The 19,754-nt window shown below is 61.7% G+C and carries 20 protein-coding genes; 3 read left to right on the top strand and 17 right to left on the bottom strand.

Going from position 1 to position 19,754, the window contains the following annotated elements:
• From K0U62_00425 to thyX, 10 genes are all read right to left on the bottom strand, one after another.
• On the bottom strand, positions 1–915 hold the full coding sequence (locus tag K0U62_00425; protein MCH9799980.1) for a PAC2 family protein: 915 nt from the start codon (positions 913–915) through the stop codon (positions 1–3).
• 8 nt (positions 916–923) lie between these two features.
• Positions 924–1,214, bottom strand: a complete 291-nt coding sequence (locus K0U62_00420; protein ID MCH9799979.1) for a helix-turn-helix domain-containing protein — start codon at positions 1,212–1,214, stop codon at positions 924–926.
• 168 nt (positions 1,215–1,382) lie between these two features.
• The gene (locus tag K0U62_00415; protein ID MCH9799978.1) at positions 1,383–1,961 is read right to left on the bottom strand and encodes a nicotinamide-nucleotide amidohydrolase family protein; all 579 of its coding nucleotides are present in this window, start codon (positions 1,959–1,961) and stop codon (positions 1,383–1,385) included.
• Positions 1,939–2,556: a CDP-diacylglycerol--glycerol-3-phosphate 3-phosphatidyltransferase gene (pgsA, locus tag K0U62_00410; protein MCH9799977.1), complete on the bottom strand. Its 618-nt coding sequence runs from the start codon at positions 2,554–2,556 to the stop codon at positions 1,939–1,941. Before pgsA ends, K0U62_00415 begins: the two co-directional genes overlap by 23 nt.
• Positions 2,553–3,974: a 30S ribosomal protein S12 methylthiotransferase RimO gene (gene rimO, locus K0U62_00405; protein MCH9799976.1), complete on the bottom strand. Its 1,422-nt coding sequence runs from the start codon at positions 3,972–3,974 to the stop codon at positions 2,553–2,555. The genes pgsA and rimO overlap by 4 nt, the downstream gene beginning before the upstream one ends.
• 43 nt (positions 3,975–4,017) lie before the next feature.
• Positions 4,018–6,456 carry a DNA translocase FtsK gene (locus tag K0U62_00400; protein ID MCH9799975.1) on the bottom strand — a complete coding sequence of 813 codons (2,439 nt, stop codon included), beginning with the start codon at positions 6,454–6,456 and terminating at the stop codon, positions 4,018–4,020.
• A gap of 55 nt (positions 6,457–6,511) precedes the next feature.
• Positions 6,512–8,098 carry a ribonuclease J gene (locus tag K0U62_00395; protein MCH9799974.1) on the bottom strand — a complete coding sequence of 529 codons (1,587 nt, stop codon included), beginning with the start codon at positions 8,096–8,098 and terminating at the stop codon, positions 6,512–6,514.
• Positions 8,099–8,175: 77 nt separating this feature from the next.
• Positions 8,176–9,078: a 4-hydroxy-tetrahydrodipicolinate synthase gene (gene dapA / locus K0U62_00390; GenBank protein ID MCH9799973.1), complete on the bottom strand. Its 903-nt coding sequence runs from the start codon at positions 9,076–9,078 to the stop codon at positions 8,176–8,178.
• The gene (locus K0U62_00385) at positions 9,075–9,965 is read right to left on the bottom strand and encodes an RDD family protein (protein MCH9799972.1); all 891 of its coding nucleotides are present in this window, start codon (positions 9,963–9,965) and stop codon (positions 9,075–9,077) included. Before K0U62_00385 ends, dapA begins: the two co-directional genes overlap by 4 nt.
• A 7-nt stretch (positions 9,966–9,972) precedes the next feature.
• Entirely contained in the window at positions 9,973–10,701 is a 729-nt protein-coding gene (thyX, locus tag K0U62_00380; GenBank protein MCH9799971.1) for an FAD-dependent thymidylate synthase, read from the bottom strand.
• A gap of 186 nt (positions 10,702–10,887) precedes the next feature.
• Here thyX and K0U62_00375 point away from each other — a divergent pair, with 186 nt between their 5' ends.
• Positions 10,888–11,844 carry a DUF389 domain-containing protein gene (locus K0U62_00375; GenBank protein MCH9799970.1) on the top strand — a complete coding sequence of 319 codons (957 nt, stop codon included), beginning with the start codon at positions 10,888–10,890 and terminating at the stop codon, positions 11,842–11,844.
• Positions 11,845–11,862: 18 nt separating this feature from the next.
• Here K0U62_00375 and K0U62_00370 read toward each other — a convergent pair whose 3' ends face one another.
• Positions 11,863–13,488 (bottom strand): FAD-binding oxidoreductase, encoded by a 1,626-nt coding sequence (locus tag K0U62_00370; protein ID MCH9799969.1) that lies wholly within the window; start codon positions 13,486–13,488, stop codon positions 11,863–11,865.
• A 62-nt stretch (positions 13,489–13,550) separates the two neighbouring features.
• Between K0U62_00370 and K0U62_00365 the strand changes: the two genes are divergently transcribed.
• A complete protein-coding gene (locus K0U62_00365; GenBank protein MCH9799968.1) occupies positions 13,551–14,252 on the top strand; it encodes a TetR/AcrR family transcriptional regulator in 702 nt (233 codons plus the stop codon).
• The gene (locus K0U62_00360; GenBank protein ID MCH9799967.1) at positions 14,245–15,756 is read left to right on the top strand and encodes a glycerol-3-phosphate dehydrogenase/oxidase; all 1,512 of its coding nucleotides are present in this window, start codon (positions 14,245–14,247) and stop codon (positions 15,754–15,756) included. The genes K0U62_00365 and K0U62_00360 overlap by 8 nt, the downstream gene beginning before the upstream one ends.
• 40 nt (positions 15,757–15,796) lie before the next feature.
• Here K0U62_00360 and K0U62_00355 read toward each other — a convergent pair whose 3' ends face one another.
• The 6 genes from K0U62_00355 to K0U62_00330 all read right to left on the bottom strand — a co-directional run bounded on the left by K0U62_00355 (position 15,797) and on the right by K0U62_00330 (position 19,753).
• Positions 15,797–16,045 carry an SCO4226 family nickel-binding protein gene (locus tag K0U62_00355; GenBank protein ID MCH9799966.1) on the bottom strand — a complete coding sequence of 83 codons (249 nt, stop codon included), beginning with the start codon at positions 16,043–16,045 and terminating at the stop codon, positions 15,797–15,799.
• 86 nt (positions 16,046–16,131) lie between these two features.
• Positions 16,132–16,704 carry a hypothetical protein gene (locus K0U62_00350; protein ID MCH9799965.1) on the bottom strand — a complete coding sequence of 191 codons (573 nt, stop codon included), beginning with the start codon at positions 16,702–16,704 and terminating at the stop codon, positions 16,132–16,134.
• Between the two features lie 52 nt (positions 16,705–16,756).
• The gene (gene dtd, locus K0U62_00345) at positions 16,757–17,227 is read right to left on the bottom strand and encodes a D-tyrosyl-tRNA(Tyr) deacylase (protein MCH9799964.1); all 471 of its coding nucleotides are present in this window, start codon (positions 17,225–17,227) and stop codon (positions 16,757–16,759) included.
• Positions 17,227–17,640 (bottom strand): hypothetical protein, encoded by a 414-nt coding sequence (locus K0U62_00340; protein MCH9799963.1) that lies wholly within the window; start codon positions 17,638–17,640, stop codon positions 17,227–17,229. Before K0U62_00340 ends, dtd begins: the two co-directional genes overlap by 1 nt.
• A complete protein-coding gene (dapB, locus tag K0U62_00335; GenBank protein MCH9799962.1) occupies positions 17,637–18,389 on the bottom strand; it encodes a 4-hydroxy-tetrahydrodipicolinate reductase in 753 nt (250 codons plus the stop codon). Before dapB ends, K0U62_00340 begins: the two co-directional genes overlap by 4 nt.
• Positions 18,386–19,753, bottom strand: coding sequence for an insulinase family protein (locus tag K0U62_00330; GenBank protein ID MCH9799961.1), 1,368 nt, complete (start codon positions 19,751–19,753; stop codon positions 18,386–18,388). Before K0U62_00330 ends, dapB begins: the two co-directional genes overlap by 4 nt.
• Position 19,754: the final 1 nt, after the last annotated feature.

Raw genomic sequence — 19,754 nt, 5'->3', positions numbered from 1 at the left:
TTAACCGTTGGAGTCCGGCCGACGGATATCCATCTCGGATAGGAACCGCTCCACCTGCGCACCAATCTGATCGGCATCCGGCAACGGGGAGCCTGCGCCCTCTTCCACGGCAGTGGTCTCACCGGAAACACCAGCGTCGTATTGATCTTCTAAAGCCGACAGCAGCGGACCGAACTCCTCGGCATCTCGGGTCTGCCGATCGATCTCCGCGTCAGCGGCGGAGGCCGAAACCTCCAGTTCGTCAGTGGGCAGCACTAGACCAGTGGAGCCAGCCAATGCCCGCAGCAGCGCAATGGCCGCCCGCGGATAGTCGAACTGCACCAGATAATGCGGGACCTGCACCGCCAGCCCCATGGCGTCACGGCCCTCTTCACCCAGTCGCAGTTCCAGCAAGGCAGCCACGTGACCGGGGATTTCGATCTCACCCAAGTTGGAGGTATGTCCGGTCAACAGATCCGGGTTGGTGGCGTGGAAGGTCACTCCCACGGGGCGGGTGTGCGGGGCAGGCCAGGGAATACCGATCATGCCCACGGTCAGTCCCACCGAGAACATCTCGATCAGATCCTGAACGGCGGATGTGAACTCCTGCCACCGAAAATCCGGCTCAGGTCCACTGAGCAGCAAGAACTGAGTGCCCCGCAGATCAGTTAGCTCGTGCAGGGTGACCGTGGGGATGTCCGCAGCGGTAAATCGATTCACGTCGTACACCATCCGTGGCCGACGAGCCCGGTAGTCCAATAGGTGATCCGAATCGAACTCACCGATGAGGGTGCTTTCGCAGTGGTCCAGCAAATGAGACACCGCTAGTTGCGAGGCCGAACCAGCATCCATGAAGCCGGAAAAAGAATGCACCAAAACCCGCGGGCCCTCTTGGGGGGTAGGTTCCGCGTATTGGGTGAATATCAGGTCGGGCATGCCGACACCTAGGCGGCCAAGATGTGCGCCGCCTGCGACCTGCCGATGAGCCTAGCCGCCTGCAGTTCTTGCAAGGCAGCTTCACTGGCAGCGGCGGTGAGCACCTCTGAGAGAGGCGCCGACAAGGCGGTGCAGATCGCGATGAGCAGTTCGGATGACGCCTCTTTTTGTCCCCGTTCCACCTCTGACAGGTAGCCAAGGGAGACCTTCGCATCACCGGAAACCTCACGTAGCGTCCGACCCTGATCTTGGCGACGCTTGCGGAGTTCAGCACCAATTACTTCTCGCAATACGACCATGTGATCCTGCCTCCCTTCCAACCCGACCATACCCCGACGATACGACACCTACCATCTGGTAGATCGGATCGGTTCTTTCACACTTACTCACAGACAACCACGACCACATCGAACAGATTCCCGAATCCAGAACTTTTCCGGTGACGGATTGGTCACGACGCCCAAGTGTTAACCCGTGGGAAACCTGAGCTCTGCCTGCGCCACTCCGTGATCCACCGTTTCTACTGGCCGATGCTGGCCCAAGTCCGCTGCCGTTAATGCGCCATTGCGGGCACATTGCACGATGATGCTCATCGCCAACTCCACGGCTTGCGCCCGAATTTCCCACCGGTCTCCGGACAACTGCGCCTGCAGCACGCCACCGGTGCCGTCAGTCCACCACCCGAACAACACCTGACCTGGTGTAGATCCGCCGTGTGGTTCCGGCCCAGCCACGCCTGTGGTCGCCAACGTCACGTTGGCACCGAACCGCCGGGCGGCCCCGAGCGCCATCCACATGGCAGTGTCGGGATGAACCGGACCGGATTGCTCGAGCACCGCTGCCGGCACCCCCAGCATGCGCTGCTTGACCGAAATGCTGTAGGCGACAACACCGCCGAGGACGACCGCCGAACTTCCCGGAACGGACGTCAATCCGCCCACGACCAGTCCCCCGGTAATGGATTCCGCGGTCGCGATTGTTGCCTGCGCCTCACGCAACGCTGCTACTGCCGCCTCGGCCGCGCTAGGCAGTGGTGCCGCTGTCATCGAGGGCTTCTCTGCGCAGTTCGGCGTCCCGGCGTACCTGTGCGGCCCGGAAGCAGTAGTCGATACCGGTCACGATGGTGAGGATGACCGCAATGGCCATGATCCAGACAGCCACCGTGGCCAGGAACCCGGTCAGCGGCAGCAGGTACATCACAATGGCGATCATCTGCGACACCGTCTTGAGTTTGCCGCCCATACTGGCCGCGATCACGCCGTCTTTGATCACTGCAAACCGAACGACGGTGACGAGTACTTCTCGACCCAGAATGATAATCGTCCACACCCAGGAGAGGTCACCCATCACTGACAGACCGATGAGAGCGACACCGGTCAATGCCTTGTCCGCTAGCGGGTCTGCCACCTTGCCGAAGGTGGTAACCACATTCATCCGACGTGCCAAGAACCCGTCAACCCAGTCGGTGAAGCTGGCCAGGACGAAAATGAGCGCCGCAATGTAGCGATACAGCTCGTAGTCAGCGCTGCCCGCTTCCTGAGCGAAAAGGAAATATGCAAAGACTGGTACCAGCAGCAGCCGAAGCGTGGTGAGCGCATTCGGAATATTGACGACGGAGGCCTTGGCCTCCTGCTCAGTCATTCAGGTACTACCTCTCCGGCAAGATCAACTCCTGAGGCTGAGACTAGCCGGACGGAAACCAGATCGCCGGGAGAAAGCGGTTCGGGTACTGACAAATCGCCATCTTCTGGACCTTGAAACTCTGCCGAACCGGATACACCATCGGGCGATGTGGCGGTGACTAGCAGTTTCGTCGTGGCTCCGATGCGATCCTGGGCGCGGTTGGCGGTGAGATGCTCAGCCAGCGAACTGATCTGCTCAACCCGAGCTGAGATCACGTCGGGATCGATCTGACCCGGAAGTTCGGCGGCTTCGGTGCCATCTTCGGGTGAGTAGCCGAAGACACCAACCGCGTCGAGTTCTGCCGACGTCAAGAACTGCTCTAAGACAGCAAGATCCTCATCGGTCTCCCCGGGGAATCCCACAATGACATTGCTGCGAATCCCGGCATCCGGCGCCAAACGCCGGACATTCGCGATGAGCTCCAGGAAGGAGTCATGGTCGCCGAACCTGCGCATACTGCGTAGCAATGGACCACTGGCATGCTGAAAACTGATGTCAAAGTAGTTGGCCACCGACGGTGTGGCGACCATGGCCTCGATCAGGGTCGGCCGCAGTTCGGCGGGCTGCAGATAGGTCACCCGGATGCGATCGATGCCGGACACCTGATCGAGCTCCGGCAGTACCTCCTCCAACAACCGTGGCTGGCCCAGATCCTTGCCATAGGAGGTGGAGTTTTCACTGACGAGGACTAGTTCACGCACGCCTTGCTCGGCCAGCCAGCGGGCCTCATCCAAAATCTCACCCGGGCGGCGGGACAAGAACGAACCCCGGAACCGCGGAATGGCGCAAAAGGCGCACCGGCGGTCACACCCGGAAGCGATCTTCAACGGGGCAACTGGACTGTTGTCTAGTCGCGTGCGCAGTATTGTCGTGCCCGGTAGGTCCACCGCAACGGTGGCACCTGCGTGTCCCGGCGGCACCATGCGATCGGGACGCTCTACTGGTGAGATCGGCAGCAACTCCCGCCGATCGCGCGGGGCATGGCTATCAATGGACTCCCCAGCCGCCACGCGCCGCAACGTGTCCGGCAACTCGTCGTAGCCGTCGAAACCAATGACTGCTGCCGCTTCTGGGAGTTCCGCCGCCAACTGTTCGCCGTAGCGTTCTGCCAGACAACCGACCGCTACCACTGGAGTGTCAGCATCAGCAGCAGCCAGAATCTCGTCAATGGATTCCTGCTTGGCGGCTGCCACGAAACCGCAGGTGTTGATCACGACGACGTCGCCAGGTTCGTTGGCGTCACCCTCATCGGCGATGCGCCAGCCATCCCCCACCAACCGGGCTGCCAGCTCCTCGGAGTCGACCTCGTTGCGGGCACATCCCAAGGTCATTAAGTGAGCGGCTGGCTTTCGAGCCTCTACGGCGGAATCGGACATTTCTTCAGGTTACGGGCCCGACGCCGGTTAGCCACCGGCAGGACTACAGCTCCCCGTTGCGCAGCAGTTCCAGTAGTTCCGGCAGTTGATCTGGTTTCGTAAGGACCTCGCGCGCTTTTGAACCCTCCGAGGGGCCAACGATGCCGCGAACCTCCATCATGTCCATGACCCGCCCGGCCTTGGCAAAGCCGATGCGCAGCTTGCGTTGCAGCATGGAGGTTGAACCAAGTTGGGTATCCACCACTAGCTCGATGGCCTGACACAACAAATCCAGGTCGCCGCCAATATCGCCATCGACATCGCGCCGATCTGTCGAGGCGGTGAACACATCATCGCGAAACTCCGCGGTCTGCTGTTCCCGGCAGTGCGCGACCACGTCGCGGATCTCGGTTTCTGCGATGAACGCACCCTGCAGTCGTACCGGCTTACTGGCGCCCATCGGCAGGAATAGCCCATCGCCTTGTCCCACCAGCTTCTCCGCACCGGGCTGATCCAAAATGACGCGGCTATCGGCCAGACTCGAGGTGGCGAAGGCAAGTCGGCTGGGCACGTTGGCTTTGATCAAGCCGGTCACCACGTCCACGCTGGGGCGCTGGGTCGCCAGCACCAGGTGAATCCCAGCTGCCCGCGCCAACTGAGTGATGCGCACAACCGAGTCTTCGACGTCACGTGGCGAGACCATCATCAGATCCGCCAACTCGTCGACGACCACCAACAGGTACGGATAGGGCCGCAACTGTCGCTCACTACCCGGCGGGGTGGTCAATGTGCCAGAGCGCACTGCCCGGTTGAAGTCGTCGATATGGCGGAAGCCGTGGGTGGACAAGTCGTCGTAACGCAGGTCCATTTCCTTCACAACCCATTGCAGTGCATCCGATGCCCGGCGGGGGTTAGTGATGATGGGAGTGATCAGGTGCGGGACACCCTCGTAGATGGACAGTTCCACTCGCTTGGGATCAATCAGGATCATCCGTAGTTCCGCGGGAGTGGCCCGCATCAGCAGCGAGGTGATAAATGAGTTGATGCAAGACGACTTACCAGCGCCGGTCGCCCCAGCAACCAACAGGTGCGGCATCTTCGCAAGGTTTGCGCAGACGTGGCCGCCTTCCACATCTTTGCCTAGTCCGACCAACAGCGGGTGGTGGTCACTCGTAGCAACTCGCGACCGCAGCAGGTCACCGAGCATGACCCATTCCCGATCCGAGTTGGGAATTTCAATCCCGATGGCGCTCTTACCTGGAATCGGGCTGAGGATCCGCACATCGGCAGAAGCCACGGCATAGGCAATGTTCTTGCTCAGGGCCGTAACTCGCTCAACTTTGACCGATGGCCCCAGTTCGATTTCATAGCGGGTGACAGTCGGGCCACGCTGAAAACCCGTTACCCGGGCGTCGATCTCAAACTGCCGCAGCACCTCAGTGAGAGCCGCAACCACCGTGTCGTTGGCTGCAGTTGCACGTTTTCCGGGCGGTGCACTCGCGAGCAGGTCCGGATCAGGCAGTGAGTAGTCAGCGTCATCAGTGAGCCGGAGTTGCTCGACCCGCTCCGGGGGCGGCTCCGATTCGAGTTCGGGTCCAATCGCCAACGCGGCCGCAGCCGGTGGCGCATCATCCGCAGTGGCCGGCGATTCAGCGACGCTCGGTTCGGGATCCGGCGGTGCCGCAACCACGGGGCTAGCAAACGGCTGATCATTCTCCAAGGGCTCGTCTGCTGGGGAACGCCGCAACTTTCCGGCGGCTTGTTTGATCGCCCGACCGGCAGATCGAAAGCGATCAGGTACGGCGGCAATAGGTGTGGCGGTGAGAATCAACACCCCGATCAACATAAGCAGCAGCATCAGCAAGACTGCCAGGATCGGACCAATGGAGGTGACGAACGGAGCCGTCAGCAGCCAGCCCACGAACCCACCGGCAGTCATCAATCCCTCGACGCCTTCGGTTGGTGATGGCGATCCGACCGCGACGGCCCGCAATCCACAGAACGCCAGCACAAGCGACGACCAGCCGAAGAACAACCGACCGGTTTCTTGTCCTAGTGCCGGGTGACGCATCAGTCGCCAGGCCAACCACAGCAGCAAAATCGGTACTGCCCAATGCCCCAAGCCAAAGATGGCCGACATGAACCAGGACACGCCTTCGGCGACCGGCCCGTCCTCGGCGAACCATGACACTGCGATCAACGTGATCGCTACGCAGATCAACAACAACGCCGCGCCATCGTGTCGCACCAAGTCGTCACGTTCATCCTCAGGCCGGATGGAACGGATCACCGCGCCGAGCATGCTGGCTAACCAGCCCCATGCCCGACTCAGTCCCCGACCGATCGCGGCAAAGGACCGGACAACCGGACCGCGACTAGTCCCGGACTTTCGCGTACCACTGCTGCGGGTACTGGAAGTGCGCCGACTGGAGGAAGAACTGGACTTAGACTTTCGGGAAGCAGACTTCCCCGAGGAGCGTTTAGTTGCCGCGCGGGATGCCATGGCCCGACTCTAACCGGCCGGACCGACAGCGCCCGGAACCGAAACGCGACAGGGCTCAGACCTCCACGACCACCGGCAGAATCATCGGCCGACGGCGATGGCTGCGAGACACCCACTGACCGACAGTTCGTCGGACTACCTGCTGTAGTTGCCGAGTTTCCTTGGTCTTACCCGCCAGTGCGTCTTCCAGCGCAGTCTTGATCAGCGGCCGCACCTCATTGAAGATGTCATCGTCATCAGCGAAGCCACGTTCGTGGATTTCCGGCTCCGCCACGACTTTGCCACTGTTGGTGTCGACCACCACGAAGACGGAAATGAACCCTTCATCGCCCAGAATCCGCCGATCCTTCAACTGGCTTTCGGTGATATCACCCACGCTGGAGCCGTCCACGTAGACAAAACCCACCGGGATCTGACCCGTAATCTGCACCTGGCCATCTACCAGGTCCACTACTGAACCGTTTTCCGCCAACACGATGTTGTCCCACGGCACCCCGGTCAGTTGCGCCAACGCGGCGTTGGCGTGCAGATGACGCCATTCGCCGTGAACCGGCATGACGTTGCGCGGCCGTACGATGTTGTAAAAGGTGAGCAACTCCCCTGCTGATGCATGTCCCGACACGTGCACCCGGGCATTGCCCTGATGCACCACCGTCGCACCCTGCTGGGTCAACCCATTGATTACTCGGTTGACGGCATTTTCGTTGCCGGGAATCATCGATGAGGCCAGCACGACGGTGTCGCCTTCGCCCACTTCAATCTTATGATTACGGTTGGCGATCCGCGACAACACGGCCATCGGCTCGCCCTGGGAACCGGTGCAGACCAAGACCGCTTCATCGTCAGGAAGATCCGGTAGCGACTCTGATCTGACCAGAGTGCCGCCAGGCACGTTCAGATAACCCAGATCTCGCGCCACGTTCATATTGCGCACCATGGAGCGACCCACGAATGCCACCCGCCGGTCGTGAACTACTGCCGCGTCTAACACCTGCTGCACCCGGTGAATGTGAGAGGCAAACGACGCCACGATGATCCGGCCGCGAGCGTTGGCAAAAACTCGGTCCAGCACCTCGGCAATATCTCGTTCGCTGGTCAGATACCCCGGCACTTCCGCATTAGTGGAATCGACGAGCAGCAGGTCGACACCGTCACTGCCGAGCCGAGCTAACCCCGGCAGGTCAGTAACCCGGCCGTCCAGCGGCAACTGATCCAGTTTGAAGTCACCGGTATGAACCAGTCGCTGACCACCAACCACGATGCCCACCGCGAGCGCGTCGGGAATGGAGTGCGTGACGGCAAAGAACTCCAGCGAGAACGAGCCGACCTCCGCCTGCTCACCTGCTGCCACTTCGTGCAAGTCCCCAGGAATTCGATGCTCCCGCAACTTGGCGGCAAGCAGCGCCAGCGTTAGCTGCGACCCATAGATCGGGATATCTTGCCGGGAACGCAATAGGTAGGGCACCGCACCGATGTGGTCTTCGTGCCCATGAGTCAGCACCAAGGCTTCGATATCTTGCCAGCGGTCTTCGAGGTAGGAAAAGTCCGGCAGGATCAGGTCCACGCCGGGCTGTTCATCTTCGGGGAAGAGAACCCCGCAATCGACGATCAACAGTCGACCGTCGTATTCGAACACAGTCATATTTCTGCCGATGGCACCCAGCCCACCGAGCGCGATCGTGCGGACTCCGTTCGCTGGCAAGTCCGGTGGTGCGGCGTTCACAGTTCGAAACCGCCGAGTCGCAGGTCTTGGCGCAGTTGCTCTTGTTGCCACTTGTCGGCGGCCAGTAATGGCGAACGCAGCACCCCGCCACCGCTACGCTCCAACATGTCTAACGCTGCTTTGACTGCGACAGCGCCCTGCATCCGGTCCATGATTCCGACAATGACTGGGACCAGCTGGTGGCTAGCGATACGAGCCTCCGCCAGTTCACCGGCCTGAAAGGCAGCGATCATGGCAGCCAGTCGGTCGGCCACCAGATGCCCGACGACGCTGACCACTCCGACTGCCCCGACACTCAGTAGTGGCAAGACGAGGGCATCGTCACCGGAGTAGTAGGCCAAGTCGGCTTCCGCTATCACTCGTTGTGCGGCAAAGACATCGCCTTTGGCATCCTTATTGGCCACGATGCGCGGGTGCTCGGCCAACCGCAGCAGGGTGTCGTGCTCGATGGCTACTCCCGAGCGGCCGGGAATGTCGTACAACATCACTGGCAGTTCGGTGGTGTCCGCAACCTGCTGAAAATGATGCAGCAGGCCGGCTTGCGGCGGTTTGTTGTAGTACGGGGTCACCACGAGCGCTCCGTGAGCACCTGCTGCGGCCGCGGCGCGAGCGAGTTCCTGGCTATGAATAGTGTCGTTGGTTCCCACCCCGGCGATCACTCTGGCGCGGTCACCTACGGCGGCGACGACTTCCGCCACTAGCGCCTGTTTCTCGTCATCAGTGGTGGTGGGCGATTCACCGGTGGTGCCATTAACAATTAGTCCGTCGTTGCCGAGGTCCACAAGATCATTCGCCAACTCAGCAACTGCCGCGAGATCAAGTTTGCCGTCGGAGGCAAAGGGGGTCACCATGGCGGTGAGCACGTGGCCGAAGGGGGCCGGGTCTGTTTCACGGTTCATCGTGCCGGGGGTCCAATCAGATCTGCTCGCTCCACCACCGTACCCGCTGCGGCGTCCTGCCACGTTCGTCGCCGGGAATCCCACACCGGCCAGAGGTGGCAAGCCCCCCACAACAGCAAGCTGAGCAGGCAGGTAAATGGCGCTAGCAACAATAAGACTATCGGGATAAGCCACCGCAGCAGCGCCGAGCCGAGACCCGGCACTCGGCGACCCCGCCGCACCTTGCGAATCTGCACCATCCGGTCACCGATGGTTTGGCCCGACCCGGACAGCACCAAGACGCCGTTGAAGAAACTGCACAACAGCCATAGCCCCACGGTCCACAGCACTGCGGCGCCCAAACCTGGTCCTACCAGCGCTTCTACCTCGGCATTGCTGGGTTGGTACCCCGGATCTGCTTCCACTTTGGTCAGCAGTGCCGACCACGCTTGCCGGTCGACGATGCCGTCGAAGCCGACGGTCGCGGCCACGACGATCAAGGCCAAGAACCCCGCGATTGCCGTGACAATGAGCCAGTCCAACAACCAGCCCCCCGCACGACGAGCGAAATCGGCCAGCACCTGACCATCAGGACCTACTTTCTCCCCCGCAGCCACCGGTCTGGCTGCGCCAGCTGCCGAAGAGGCCGCGGCCGGCTGTCCCTGTTGCTGTTGCTGTTGCGCCGCACTGAACGGCGGTGGCGGTATCTCGGGCTCGATGGGTGGCGGCGGCGGTGGAATGGCTCCCTCGGGCGGACCGTCCACTAGTTCCTGCGGGGTGTCCGGCACCACCGGGTCCTCCGGCAGCTCCGCTGGCGACACCTGATCGGTCCACTCGGCACCGGACCAGTACCGCATCCGATCCGGCTGATCGGGATCCGGATACCATCCGGCTTGACGTTGGTTCATCTCAGAATCAAGGAGCGACGCGACCGTTCGCTTCAAATGAAGCGTGGGTCAATGGCATGAGTTCCCGCCACTGCTCTTCCATCAAATCAGCCACCATCTCGATCTCCCGCTGCGGGAACGAGGGGAACGTAGAATCTTCCCGCTTGGTGCGCAGGGACAGAAAGTTCATCAACGATCGAGAGTTCAGCGTCACGTACATCGAGGAATACGTGGCTACCGGCAGCACGCCTCGTGCCACCTCACGGGCAACGCCGGCGGAAAGCATTTCCTGGTAGGCGGCGTACGCGGCTTCACACGCAGCGATGGTTTGCTCGGTCACGAGTCGATGCTGCTGCGCAGTGCCCGGAACGAATTCATACGCACCTGGCTTGCCCTGTTGCACCAGATTGCGCTCCGGCCCCGGCACGTAGAACACCGGCTCCAACTCGCGATAGCGGGCGCTTTCTTCGTTGTAGGAGGCGATGCGATGCCGCATGAACTCCCGGAAGACAAAGATCGGCGCCGAGACAAAGTACGTGAGTGAGTTGTGCTCAAACGGTGTGCCATGCCGATCCCGCATCAGGTAGTTGATCAGCCCTTTGGAACGCTCTGGGTCCCCGGTGACGTCATCGAGCGACGACTCACCCTTCGTGGATACCCGGGCAGCCCAAATCACATCAGAGTCGGCAGCGTTGGCCTTGATAAGTTCCACGCTCATATCGCTGCGGAACTTCACGGCTGGACGGGTGTCGGTCATAGCGGATCCTTTCGCTGCAACAGGCTAACCCGCGGGCCCGATAGGGCCGGGCATCAGGTCTTCCCGGCGTGGTGGCCATACAACGGGAATCCCACCTCAGAAGGGCCTAGTCTATTCGCGGCGCCTAGGACCGAAAGGCAGGTGGCTGTGACCCGACCGACAGTTATTGACGACGATATCGAGCGCATGTCGAACGGTGTCCTGCTGTCCTACGGCAAGGACTCCAGCAAGAAATACTCCGCGTATTGGATTCTGCTGCTGCTATCCGGCGTTATCGCTACCGCTGGTGTCGTCGGTGATTCCACCGCCGTAGTGATCGGTGCCATGATCGTGGCGCCGCTGATGACCCCCATTCTGGGCACTGCGTTGGCCTTGGTGCTGGCCGATCGCAATCGCATGTTGCGGTCACTATCGACTGTCATCGGCGGGGCGCTGATGGTCATCGCCGTTGGCTACGGGGCGGGATTGCTGGATCCGGTCGGATCGCTGGTGGAGAACAACGGTCAAATCACCGCCCGAGTTAGTCCTCGACTGCTCGACCTCATCGCCGCATTGGCCACTGGTACGGTCGGCGCCTTCGCCTTGGTTCGATCCGACATCTCCGACACATTGCCCGGAGTCGCCATCGCGATCTCCTTGGTGCCACCCCTGGCCGTGGTGGGACTGACGTTTGAAGCCGGCAACTACGGCGATGCTCTGGGCGCCACCCTGCTCTTTCTCACCAACGTCACTGCCATCATCTTCACCGCCACTATTGTGCTGCTGATCTATCAAGTGCGAGATGTTGCTGAAAGATCCGGGCATCCGGTGGGTAATCTGAGTGGCAGCACGCTGGCTGTCGTGGTGCTGACCGTGTTGGCGATCGCGGTACCGCTAAGCATTAGTACCGCGAACTTGGTCGATGACACCCTCACCGAACACGAAGCTGCCACGACGGTGAATGACTGGGCCCGCGACGCCGGTTGGAAAATCATTGACTACGAAGTGTTGGAACACGAGATGGAAGTGACTGCGCTCGGACCAGCCCCGCGACCTTCGTCCAAAACATTGCGAGAAGCCCTGGATACAGCTGGATTTGCCGACATCAACTTGGTCGTAAATCTGGTTGAGGGCGGCCAAGCCGTCCTGCCCGGTACCGGCTAGCTCGCTACCAACTGTCCATTACGGGAGCAGCACTCCTGGGTTCATGACTCGCTGCGGGTCCACGCAGGCCTTGATACTGCGCAGCAGCCGTACTCCCTCTAGCCCAATCTCGGCTTCCATCCAGGGCGCATGATCTCGGCCCACCGCATGGTGATGGGTGATAGTGCCGCCGTGTCTGACCATCGCATCAGTGGCAGCCCGTTTAGCCATCTGCCACTGCGCGACCGGGTCTGCGTCCGCGCGCACCAGAACCGTGAAATACAGCGAGCCGCCGGTTTGGTAGACGTGCGACACGTGACACATCACGTAGGGAGCATTGCCTCGATCGGCGAGGGATCGACCAAGGGCATCGCGCACGCCGGCGTAGACCGCTGGGATATCCCGCCAATGGCAGGCGGTTTCCAGCGTTTCGGCTAGGTAGCCCTGATCGAGCAGTTCGTCACGCAGGTAAGGCCCGTCGAATCGATGGCGGCGCCAGGATGCACCGACCGAACTGCCTAGCGATACCGCTCCGTGCCCCCGCAGGATGCGGGCGGCTGCTCGCCGACGACCGTTGACCGCGTCCCGCGACCATCCCTCCCAACCCAGAATCGCCAGCGAACCATCGCCGACGCCACGCAGGTTGAGGTAGCGCTGCACGACTGCCGCCGTCGAGCCCTGTGGTCCAGACATCTGCATGGTGGCGGCAGTTTCATCGACATCAGATAGCCGCATCACGTCAGCGGTAGCCCGAGTCTGAGCGAGATCTCGGAAGGCGGCGACTCCCTCACCGAAGCCTGGCAACATGAAGCCCTCGTATTTCACCACCTTGGCGGTTCGGCGGAGTCGCAGCGTGATTTCAGTGATGATGCCGAGAGCGCCTTCGGAGCCGATAAATAGTTGTCTTAGGTCCGGTCCAGCCGCGCTCTTGGGCCCATGCCCCAACTCCAACTCACCCACCGGCGTCGCCACCCGTAGCGCCTCGACCATGTCGTCGATTCGGCCGAATCCGGTGGATGTTTGACCAGCCGACCGGGTCGCTACATAGCCGCCAATACTCGCCCGCTCCCATGACTGCGGGATGTGGCCCAGGGTCAAGCCGCGCCGCGCCAGCACCGCCTCCAACTCGGGGCCGGTGATGCCTGGCTGCACGGTCGCAGTTTGCGAGATCTCATCGATGTCGAGTAGCCGGTTCATCCGCTCCAGCGAGATCGAGATCCAGGGTGTTTCTTCCCGACCATGTCGATCAGGATTGAGCCCGCCCACCACTGAGGTACCGCCGCCAAACGGCACTACCGGGATGGCGTTGTTCGAGCAGAAACCCAAGAGTTCGTGAACGCTGTCGTGCGATTCCGGTCGCACGACCGCATCCGGAACGGCAGCCTCACCATTCCGGAGTTGTAGGTAGTCCACCAGGGAACAGCCCGATACGTGCATCAGTCGGTCACCAGCACTCGTGGAAACGCCGGCATTTCCGAGTACCTGCATCAACCCGGCAAACTGTTCACCCGACAGACGCGACTCGGAGACCGCAAGGTCCTGCAGTTCAACCGCGGCCCGAGGCTCCGCAACACCCAAGGTGTCCTTCAGGAACCGTTGGGCTGGCTCGGCCAACTCGACGGGCTGCGGTGGTGTGCCCCAGCGGGCGAAAGTGGGTGCGGACATACTGCCTCCTGCGCGCTGTGCTGATGCTGGTGAACCCTACAACTGTTACACTTTTACTCATTGTGTCACACGTATCCGATGGCTCTACTACCCCATTGAAGTCTGCTGGTCCCCGCACTACCTCAGTCGCACTGGCTGAGCTGACGAGGCGAGCCCCAGATGACGCCGGGGCGATGGATGACCCCATTTTGACTGCGGCTCGCGAGGTCCTGATGGCCCGCGGCCCTCGGCGAGCAACACTGGCTGAGGTTGCCCGGGTGGCGCAGGTATCTCGGATGACGGTCTACCGCCGGTTTGACTCCCTGGAACGGCTACTGGCAGAAGTACTGACGGTCGAGCTCGCTCAAGTCCTAGCGCAGGGAGCCACCGGTGACACTACGGGCACGGCACGGCAGCGGTGTGTGATGACCATTGCGGCAACCACCCATAGCGCCGCTACCAATCCAGTGCTGCAACAGATTCTGGCGGTCGACCCCGAGTCCTTGACCCCGCTCATGGTGGAAAGATTCGGTCGAACTCAGCGAGCGGCTGCCCAGCTACTGGAGCCGTTGTTCATCGAGGGAATGGCCAGTCGCGGGGGCGATGGCAGTATTCGCGATACCAACCCCACCGCACTTGCCCATGGAGTGGTGCTGTCCGCTCAAGGTTGGGTCTTTGCCGCGGCCGCGATCAGCCAGCACCTCGGCGAGGAGCTCATGTGGCAGGAATGGCCGGCGATAGTCGACGGCATCTTGCGCCCGACAGAAGGACCTGATCATGCCTAACCACCCCACCTTTGCCCCGCTAGATCGTCGGACCCAACTCAATGACGCCCGTCGGGACCGGGATCGGCAGTCTGCACAGAAAGTGGACGTTGTGGTGATTGGGGGTGGCATTACGGGCGTGGGCGTCGCATTGGACGCAGCCGCACGGGGGCTGGACGTGGTCCTGCTGGAGAAGCACGATCTGGCATTCGGGACATCGCGATGGTCCAGCAAACTGGCCCATGGCGGATTGCGCTATCTCGCTCAGGGGCAACTCGGAGTCGCACTGGAAAGTTCCCGGGAACGGTCTGTGCTGGCCACTCAGGTCGCACCACACCTGATCGCGCCATTGCCGCAGGTAGTGCCAGATTTCGATGAAGATCGGCGCACCGCTCGACTCGCTATGGCCGGCTTCCGCGCCGGCAATGTACTGCGCGCCGCGGCGGGCACCCCTCGCTCGGTGTTGCCTGCTCCACGCCGCGTGACGGCGGAGACAGCCCTACAACTGGTTCCCGGGCTGCGCCAGACCGGACTTCGGGGTGCTGCCGTGGGCTGGGAATGTCAACTTATCGACGACGCTCGACTCGTCATTGCCATCGCACGCACAGCCGCTGGCTACGGCGCGAAGATCCTGCTCGGTGCCGAGGCCGCTGCCGTGGACACTGACAGCGGCGAGGTTATTGTGCGTGATCACCGCCACGGCGACACGTTCACCATCTCGGCTGGCACCATCGTTAATGCAGCGGGAGTCTGGGCCGGGGAGTTCGATCAAGACTTGAGCCTGGAACCGTCGCTCGGCACCCACGTCGTCATGCCCACCGCACTTGTCGGTGCGGGTCGAGGTTCGTTGACCGTGCCCGTGCCGGGGCACACTAGCCGCTTTGTGTTCGCACTCCCGCAACCGGAAGGAGTCAGCTACGTGGGCATCACTGATCGACCCTCTCCTGACGGGATAGTCGATGTGCCCATGCCACCCGAGGAGGATGTCGAGTGGATCCTGGACATCCTGTCGGGAGCTTTGCAGCAACCCGTAAACGCCACAGACAGTCTGGGTGCGTTTGCTGGACTACGGCCCCTTGTTGCTGATCCGACCGGCGGTCACTCCGCAGACCTGTCACGCAAGCAACTACTGCGTCGTAATGGCCGAATGCTGTCTATCGTGGGCGGGAAACTCACCACCTACCGGCAAATGGCTCAAGACGTGGTGGACGAGATCTCTCATCACCCCTGTCCCACCGCCACGTTGCCACTCGTCGGAGCGAGCAATGGCGCTACCGATGCCCAGATCCCCGACGTGCTACGACGCTGTTACGGCAGCGAGGCTGCCGCGGTGTGGCAGGCCGGACGTGACAGCAGCGATGACACCGTCGACCCAACAGTTGCCGCGCGCCTTCAGTTCGGGCGCGACTTTGAGGGCGCGGTGAACCCGACCGACCTCTTGGAGCGGCGCACCAGACTCGGGCTGCTGCCCGTACCGGCAGCCGTCTCAAGCTATGCCCAGCAGTTGTGCAGCGCCGACAACTGACGCATCAGTTACTGCAAGAAATCCCCATCAGCGGCAACGGCTAGACCTCTACCCCGATCGCATAGATCTCGTCAGCTGGATGTCCTGCCTGCTCGTGAACCCGCTGCACCGCTGCCATGTCCGGGCCGGTCGACAAACAAAACACCATCCCAGATTCTGGATCGGCCCAGGCGTGGGTGAATTCCACACCTTCACCGTCTTGTAGCGCCAGATCCGCGTCGTGTGCCGCTGCAAGCGCCTCGGGACTAATGTCATTCATCCCACGATGAATATCCATGAATTTTGCCATCACTGCTCCTCTGCCGTAGTGATGCTTTCGAGCCTAGGACTCAGACCAGACGAAGTCCTGTCGAGTGACCCAGAGGGTTACCGCAGCTATGCGGCGGTGTCGCCGCTCGATTGCGAGGGGACATCTGCTGCGGCTTCACCATACTTCCGATAGAGAGTGACCACGCGGGCGGTGGATTCGCAGAAGATGATGACCAATCCGGCCGTCAGCACCAGGGTGAGCCAATACGGGAAGGTGAAAGCGCCGCCCTCCGCAGTCCCCTCCAGTACCTTGAGGAACACGATCGCTGCCAGCCCGATGAACTCGCCCTTGGTGTGTCGCACGATCACGGCTCGGTGCTTGGGCACCGCCTCAACAAAACTCTCGTTGGCCCGATACCGGCCCATCAAAAGACCGGGAACGATTGCCAGCACTGCTACGAGAACGTGAGTGACATCCGTAGTGAGTTCCTCCCACAGCAAAACGCCGATGAGGGCGAGCTCCAACGGCGGCTCCAATGCCTCCATCGCCAGCAACCGCAACCGGGTTCGCTTCGAGTAGCCGAGTTGCTTGCGCAGCCGGCGAGAACGAACGCTCAAAACGAGCAAGATCACGATGAGGCCGAACGCGATCAAGCTCGCGATGCTCGTTGCAGTGGTCATGTCACCGGTCTCCGACATGCTTCGAAAGATTATCTGGCGCAAGGTCGGTTAGCACCCGACAACGTGATTCCTACACCTCAACGATCAGCGTGATGGGGCCATCGTTGGTCAGCGAGACCCGCATGTCTGCTCCGAAAGCTCCGGTCGAAACGGTAGCCCCTACTCCCCGGAGGGCCGCGACAAACTCATCTATCAGCGGCTCTGCCTCCTCACCACCAGCGGCATCCTCCCAGGTGGGTCGACGGCCTTTGTCTGTGCGCCCGTACAGCGTGAACTGGCTGACCACCAAGACTGGAAGTTCCAAATCAGCGGCGGATACCTCACTGCTACCGCTGGGAGGAGCACAGGTGAGCTCTGGATAACGGTCGGGCCGAAAAATCCGCAACCGCCAAATTTTTTCCGCAAGCTTAGTCGCCTGTTCGCGGGTATCCCCTCGTCGAATCCCCAACAGGACCGTCAGGCCGGGACCAGTGAATCCACCGACCTGCTCCCCCGCAACGACCACTTCGGCGCTATCGCACCGCTGCACTACCGCTCGCATCAGGCGGTTTCGCCCCGGCGGAACAGATGTTCGGCGTGCCGAATAGACGACCGAGCGCGACTCTTGTCGCCCGCCACGGCATAGGCAAGTCCGAGCCGAAACCAGCAATGCCAATCGTCGGGGAACTCTTCTACTTCGGCTTTAGCTGCTTCGAATGCTTCCGGAGTGTTTTCAGGCACCGGTAGGCCTTCTGCTTCCCATTGCCCTTCGAGCCGTTGCGCTCGAAAGCCGAACGCGAGTTCCCGCCAGATGAACCAAATCCCAAACAACGGGAACACCAGGATCGCCAGACCTAAGCCAATGCCCACCGGAGTTCCGGAACCGATCAGCCCCCAACCGATCTGACCAATCAGCAGGATGTAGATGAGGGAAGCACCGGCTAAAACTAGTGCTGCCGCCCGGGAAGACTTCACGCATCCTCCGCTAGCAGCGAATCGATGCCGACGGTCAGCCCGGGCCGTTCCGGTACGGCTCGCACTGCCAACACCACGCCCGGCATAAAGGATTCTCGATTCAACGAGTCGTGCCGAATCTGCAGCGTCTCACCGGCCGAGCCCAGCAACACTTCCTGGTGGGCCACCAAACCGCGCAGTCGAACGGAATGAACCGGCACCCCGGCAATCGATCGCCCCCGTGATTCCCGATCACCCTGGGTGGCGTCCGGCCCGTTCGTCACTCCCGCCTGGCTGCGTGCTTCTCCCATGAGTTCGGCGGTGCGCAGTGCCGTTCCCGAAGGCGCATCGACTTTGTCCGGGTGGTGCAGTTCCACGATCTCCGCGGATTCGAAGAAGCGAGCGGCCCGCACCGCGAATTGCATCATCAGCACTGCACCGATTCCGAAGTTCGGGGCAATCAAGACGCCGACCTGCGGATTGTCGCCCAAGAGCTCTGCAACCTCTGCCAGCCGATCGGGGGTGAACCCAGACGTGCCCACTACGCAGTGAACACCTGCGGCGATGCAGAACTCGATGTTGGTCATCACGACCTCGGGAACGGTGAAATCCACCACTACTTGGACATCCTGCTCGACCAGCAAACTAAGGTCATCACCTTCGTCTAGTGCTGCCGCCAGCGACAGGCCGTCCGCTGCCTTGACCGCGCGGCAGACTTCACTGCCCATCCGACCAGCCGCGCCTAGGACGCCCACAGTAATTTCACTCATCGGCTGCCTCCCGCACTCAACTTCTCGATCCGCTGTCGATCACGCTTACGTTTCGGGCCGCCAATAACGGTTGTGGTGAAGGGCGCAGCCAGTACCATCTGGGCGACTCGATTCAGGTCCGCCGAGGTGACCGAATCGATCCGGTCGCGGGCTTGCGTCAACGTGAGTAGTTCGCCGGTGGCGACTTCCGCCCGACCTAGGGTGGCCATTCGAGAGGAAGTATCCTCACCGGCCAACACCAAGCTTCCCGCTAGATGACCGCGGGCACGCTCTAATTCCTCGGGGCTGATGCCGTCCGCAAGGACTGCACCAATTTCCGCCATGATCAGTTCCACGACATCAGCTGCGCGGTCAGGTTGGCAGCCCGCTGCCGCACTCCACAGTCCGGCATCGGTATAGGCGCTGTGGCCAGATTGCACCGCGTACGCCAATCCATGCCGCTCCCGCACACTTTGGAACAACCGGGACGACATGCCGCCGCCGATGATCTCGTTGAGCACATCCAACGCCACGCAGTCAGGGTGAGCCCGCGGAAGCCCCGGAACGGCCATCGCCACGGTGCACTGCTCGCCCGGCCAGTTCTGCCAGGACAACTGCCCCGATCGCTGCCGGCGACGGCGAAGGGATTGGTTGCGGTGGAGTGGCCGGGGCCGTGCCTCTGGCCAACCCAATTCTCGGGTAGATCTACGCACCATCGACACCAGTTGTCGATGGTCGACATCACCAGCCACCGTAAGGGCCAGTCGATCAGGCCGATAATGCCGCCGGAAGAAGGATCGAATCGCCGCAGGCTGCATGTTCGCAATTGACTCGCGGGTGCCTAGGATCGGGCGACCTAGTGGACTGCCCGCAAGGATCTGTTGCTCGAGCGCCTCACCTGCCCGATCACCGGGATCATCCTCATGCATACCGATCTCTTCGACGACAACGGTGCGCTCCGCATCGATGTCCTCGTCAGCAAGCGTCGGCTGGCTGGTCATGTCCAGCATGACGTCGACGGCAACCGACAGGTCACGGCCGAGCGTTTTGGCGTAGAAGCAGGTGAACTCTTTGGAGGTAAACGCGTTCGCCATCCCACCGACCGCATCGATTTCCGAAGCAATCTGCAGCGCGGAACGACGTTCCGTGCCCTTGAACAACAGGTGTTCCAGGAAATGCGCCGCCCCACGACTGTGATCGGTCTCGTCGCGCGAGCCGACCCCGGCCCAGACCCCCAACGTGACGGATCGCGCGCCGGGCACTGCTTCGGAGAGCACTCGCAGCCCGCTCGGCAGCACCGTCCGCCGTACGGTCGTCCCATCGGACTCCCGCAACAGGGTCTTGGTGCTGCCGGGCGGCTGCTCGGCAGCCGGGAAGAACGGCACT

This window comes from Actinomycetes bacterium, from assembly GCA_022599915.1.
GTDB lineage: Bacteria > Actinomycetota > Actinomycetes > S36-B12.
The sequence above is the reverse complement of the archived record's forward strand: the minus strand, read 5'-3'. Positions and strand labels throughout refer to the sequence as shown.

What these genes read in the sequence shown, in the direction of transcription:
- K0U62_00355 (MCH9799966.1), bottom strand. Translation starts at nt 16,045, where the DNA reads ATGGCAAAATTCATGGATATTCATCGTGGGATGAATGACATTAGTCCC.
- K0U62_00415 (MCH9799978.1), bottom strand. Translation starts at nt 1,961, where the DNA reads ATGACAGCGGCACCACTGCCTAGCGCGGCCGAGGCGGCAGTAGCAGCG.
- K0U62_00400 (MCH9799975.1), bottom strand. Translation starts at nt 6,456, where the DNA reads ATGGCATCCCGCGCGGCAACTAAACGCTCCTCGGGGAAGTCTGCTTCC.
- dtd (MCH9799964.1), bottom strand. Translation starts at nt 17,227, where the DNA reads ATGCGAGCGGTAGTGCAGCGGTGCGATAGCGCCGAAGTGGTCGTTGCG.
- K0U62_00395 (MCH9799974.1), bottom strand. Translation starts at nt 8,098, where the DNA reads ATGACTGTGTTCGAATACGACGGTCGACTGTTGATCGTCGATTGCGGG.
- dapA (MCH9799973.1), bottom strand. Translation starts at nt 9,078, where the DNA reads ATGAACCGTGAAACAGACCCGGCCCCCTTCGGCCACGTGCTCACCGCC.
- K0U62_00370 (MCH9799969.1), bottom strand. Translation starts at nt 13,488, where the DNA reads ATGTCCGCACCCACTTTCGCCCGCTGGGGCACACCACCGCAGCCCGTC.
- K0U62_00420 (MCH9799979.1), bottom strand. Translation starts at nt 1,214, where the DNA reads ATGGTCGTATTGCGAGAAGTAATTGGTGCTGAACTCCGCAAGCGTCGC.
- K0U62_00350 (MCH9799965.1), bottom strand. Translation starts at nt 16,704, where the DNA reads ATGTCGGAGACCGGTGACATGACCACTGCAACGAGCATCGCGAGCTTG.
- K0U62_00385 (MCH9799972.1), bottom strand. Translation starts at nt 9,965, where the DNA reads ATGAACCAACGTCAAGCCGGATGGTATCCGGATCCCGATCAGCCGGAT.
- pgsA (MCH9799977.1), bottom strand. Translation starts at nt 2,556, where the DNA reads ATGACTGAGCAGGAGGCCAAGGCCTCCGTCGTCAATATTCCGAATGCG.
- K0U62_00425 (MCH9799980.1), bottom strand. Translation starts at nt 915, where the DNA reads ATGCCCGACCTGATATTCACCCAATACGCGGAACCTACCCCCCAAGAG.
- K0U62_00375 (MCH9799970.1), top strand. Translation starts at nt 10,888, where the DNA reads ATGTCGAACGGTGTCCTGCTGTCCTACGGCAAGGACTCCAGCAAGAAA.
- thyX (MCH9799971.1), bottom strand. Translation starts at nt 10,701, where the DNA reads ATGACCGACACCCGTCCAGCCGTGAAGTTCCGCAGCGATATGAGCGTG.
- rimO (MCH9799976.1), bottom strand. Translation starts at nt 3,974, where the DNA reads ATGTCCGATTCCGCCGTAGAGGCTCGAAAGCCAGCCGCTCACTTAATG.
- K0U62_00360 (MCH9799967.1), top strand. Translation starts at nt 14,245, where the DNA reads ATGCCTAACCACCCCACCTTTGCCCCGCTAGATCGTCGGACCCAACTC.
- dapB (MCH9799962.1), bottom strand. Translation starts at nt 18,389, where the DNA reads ATGAGTGAAATTACTGTGGGCGTCCTAGGCGCGGCTGGTCGGATGGGC.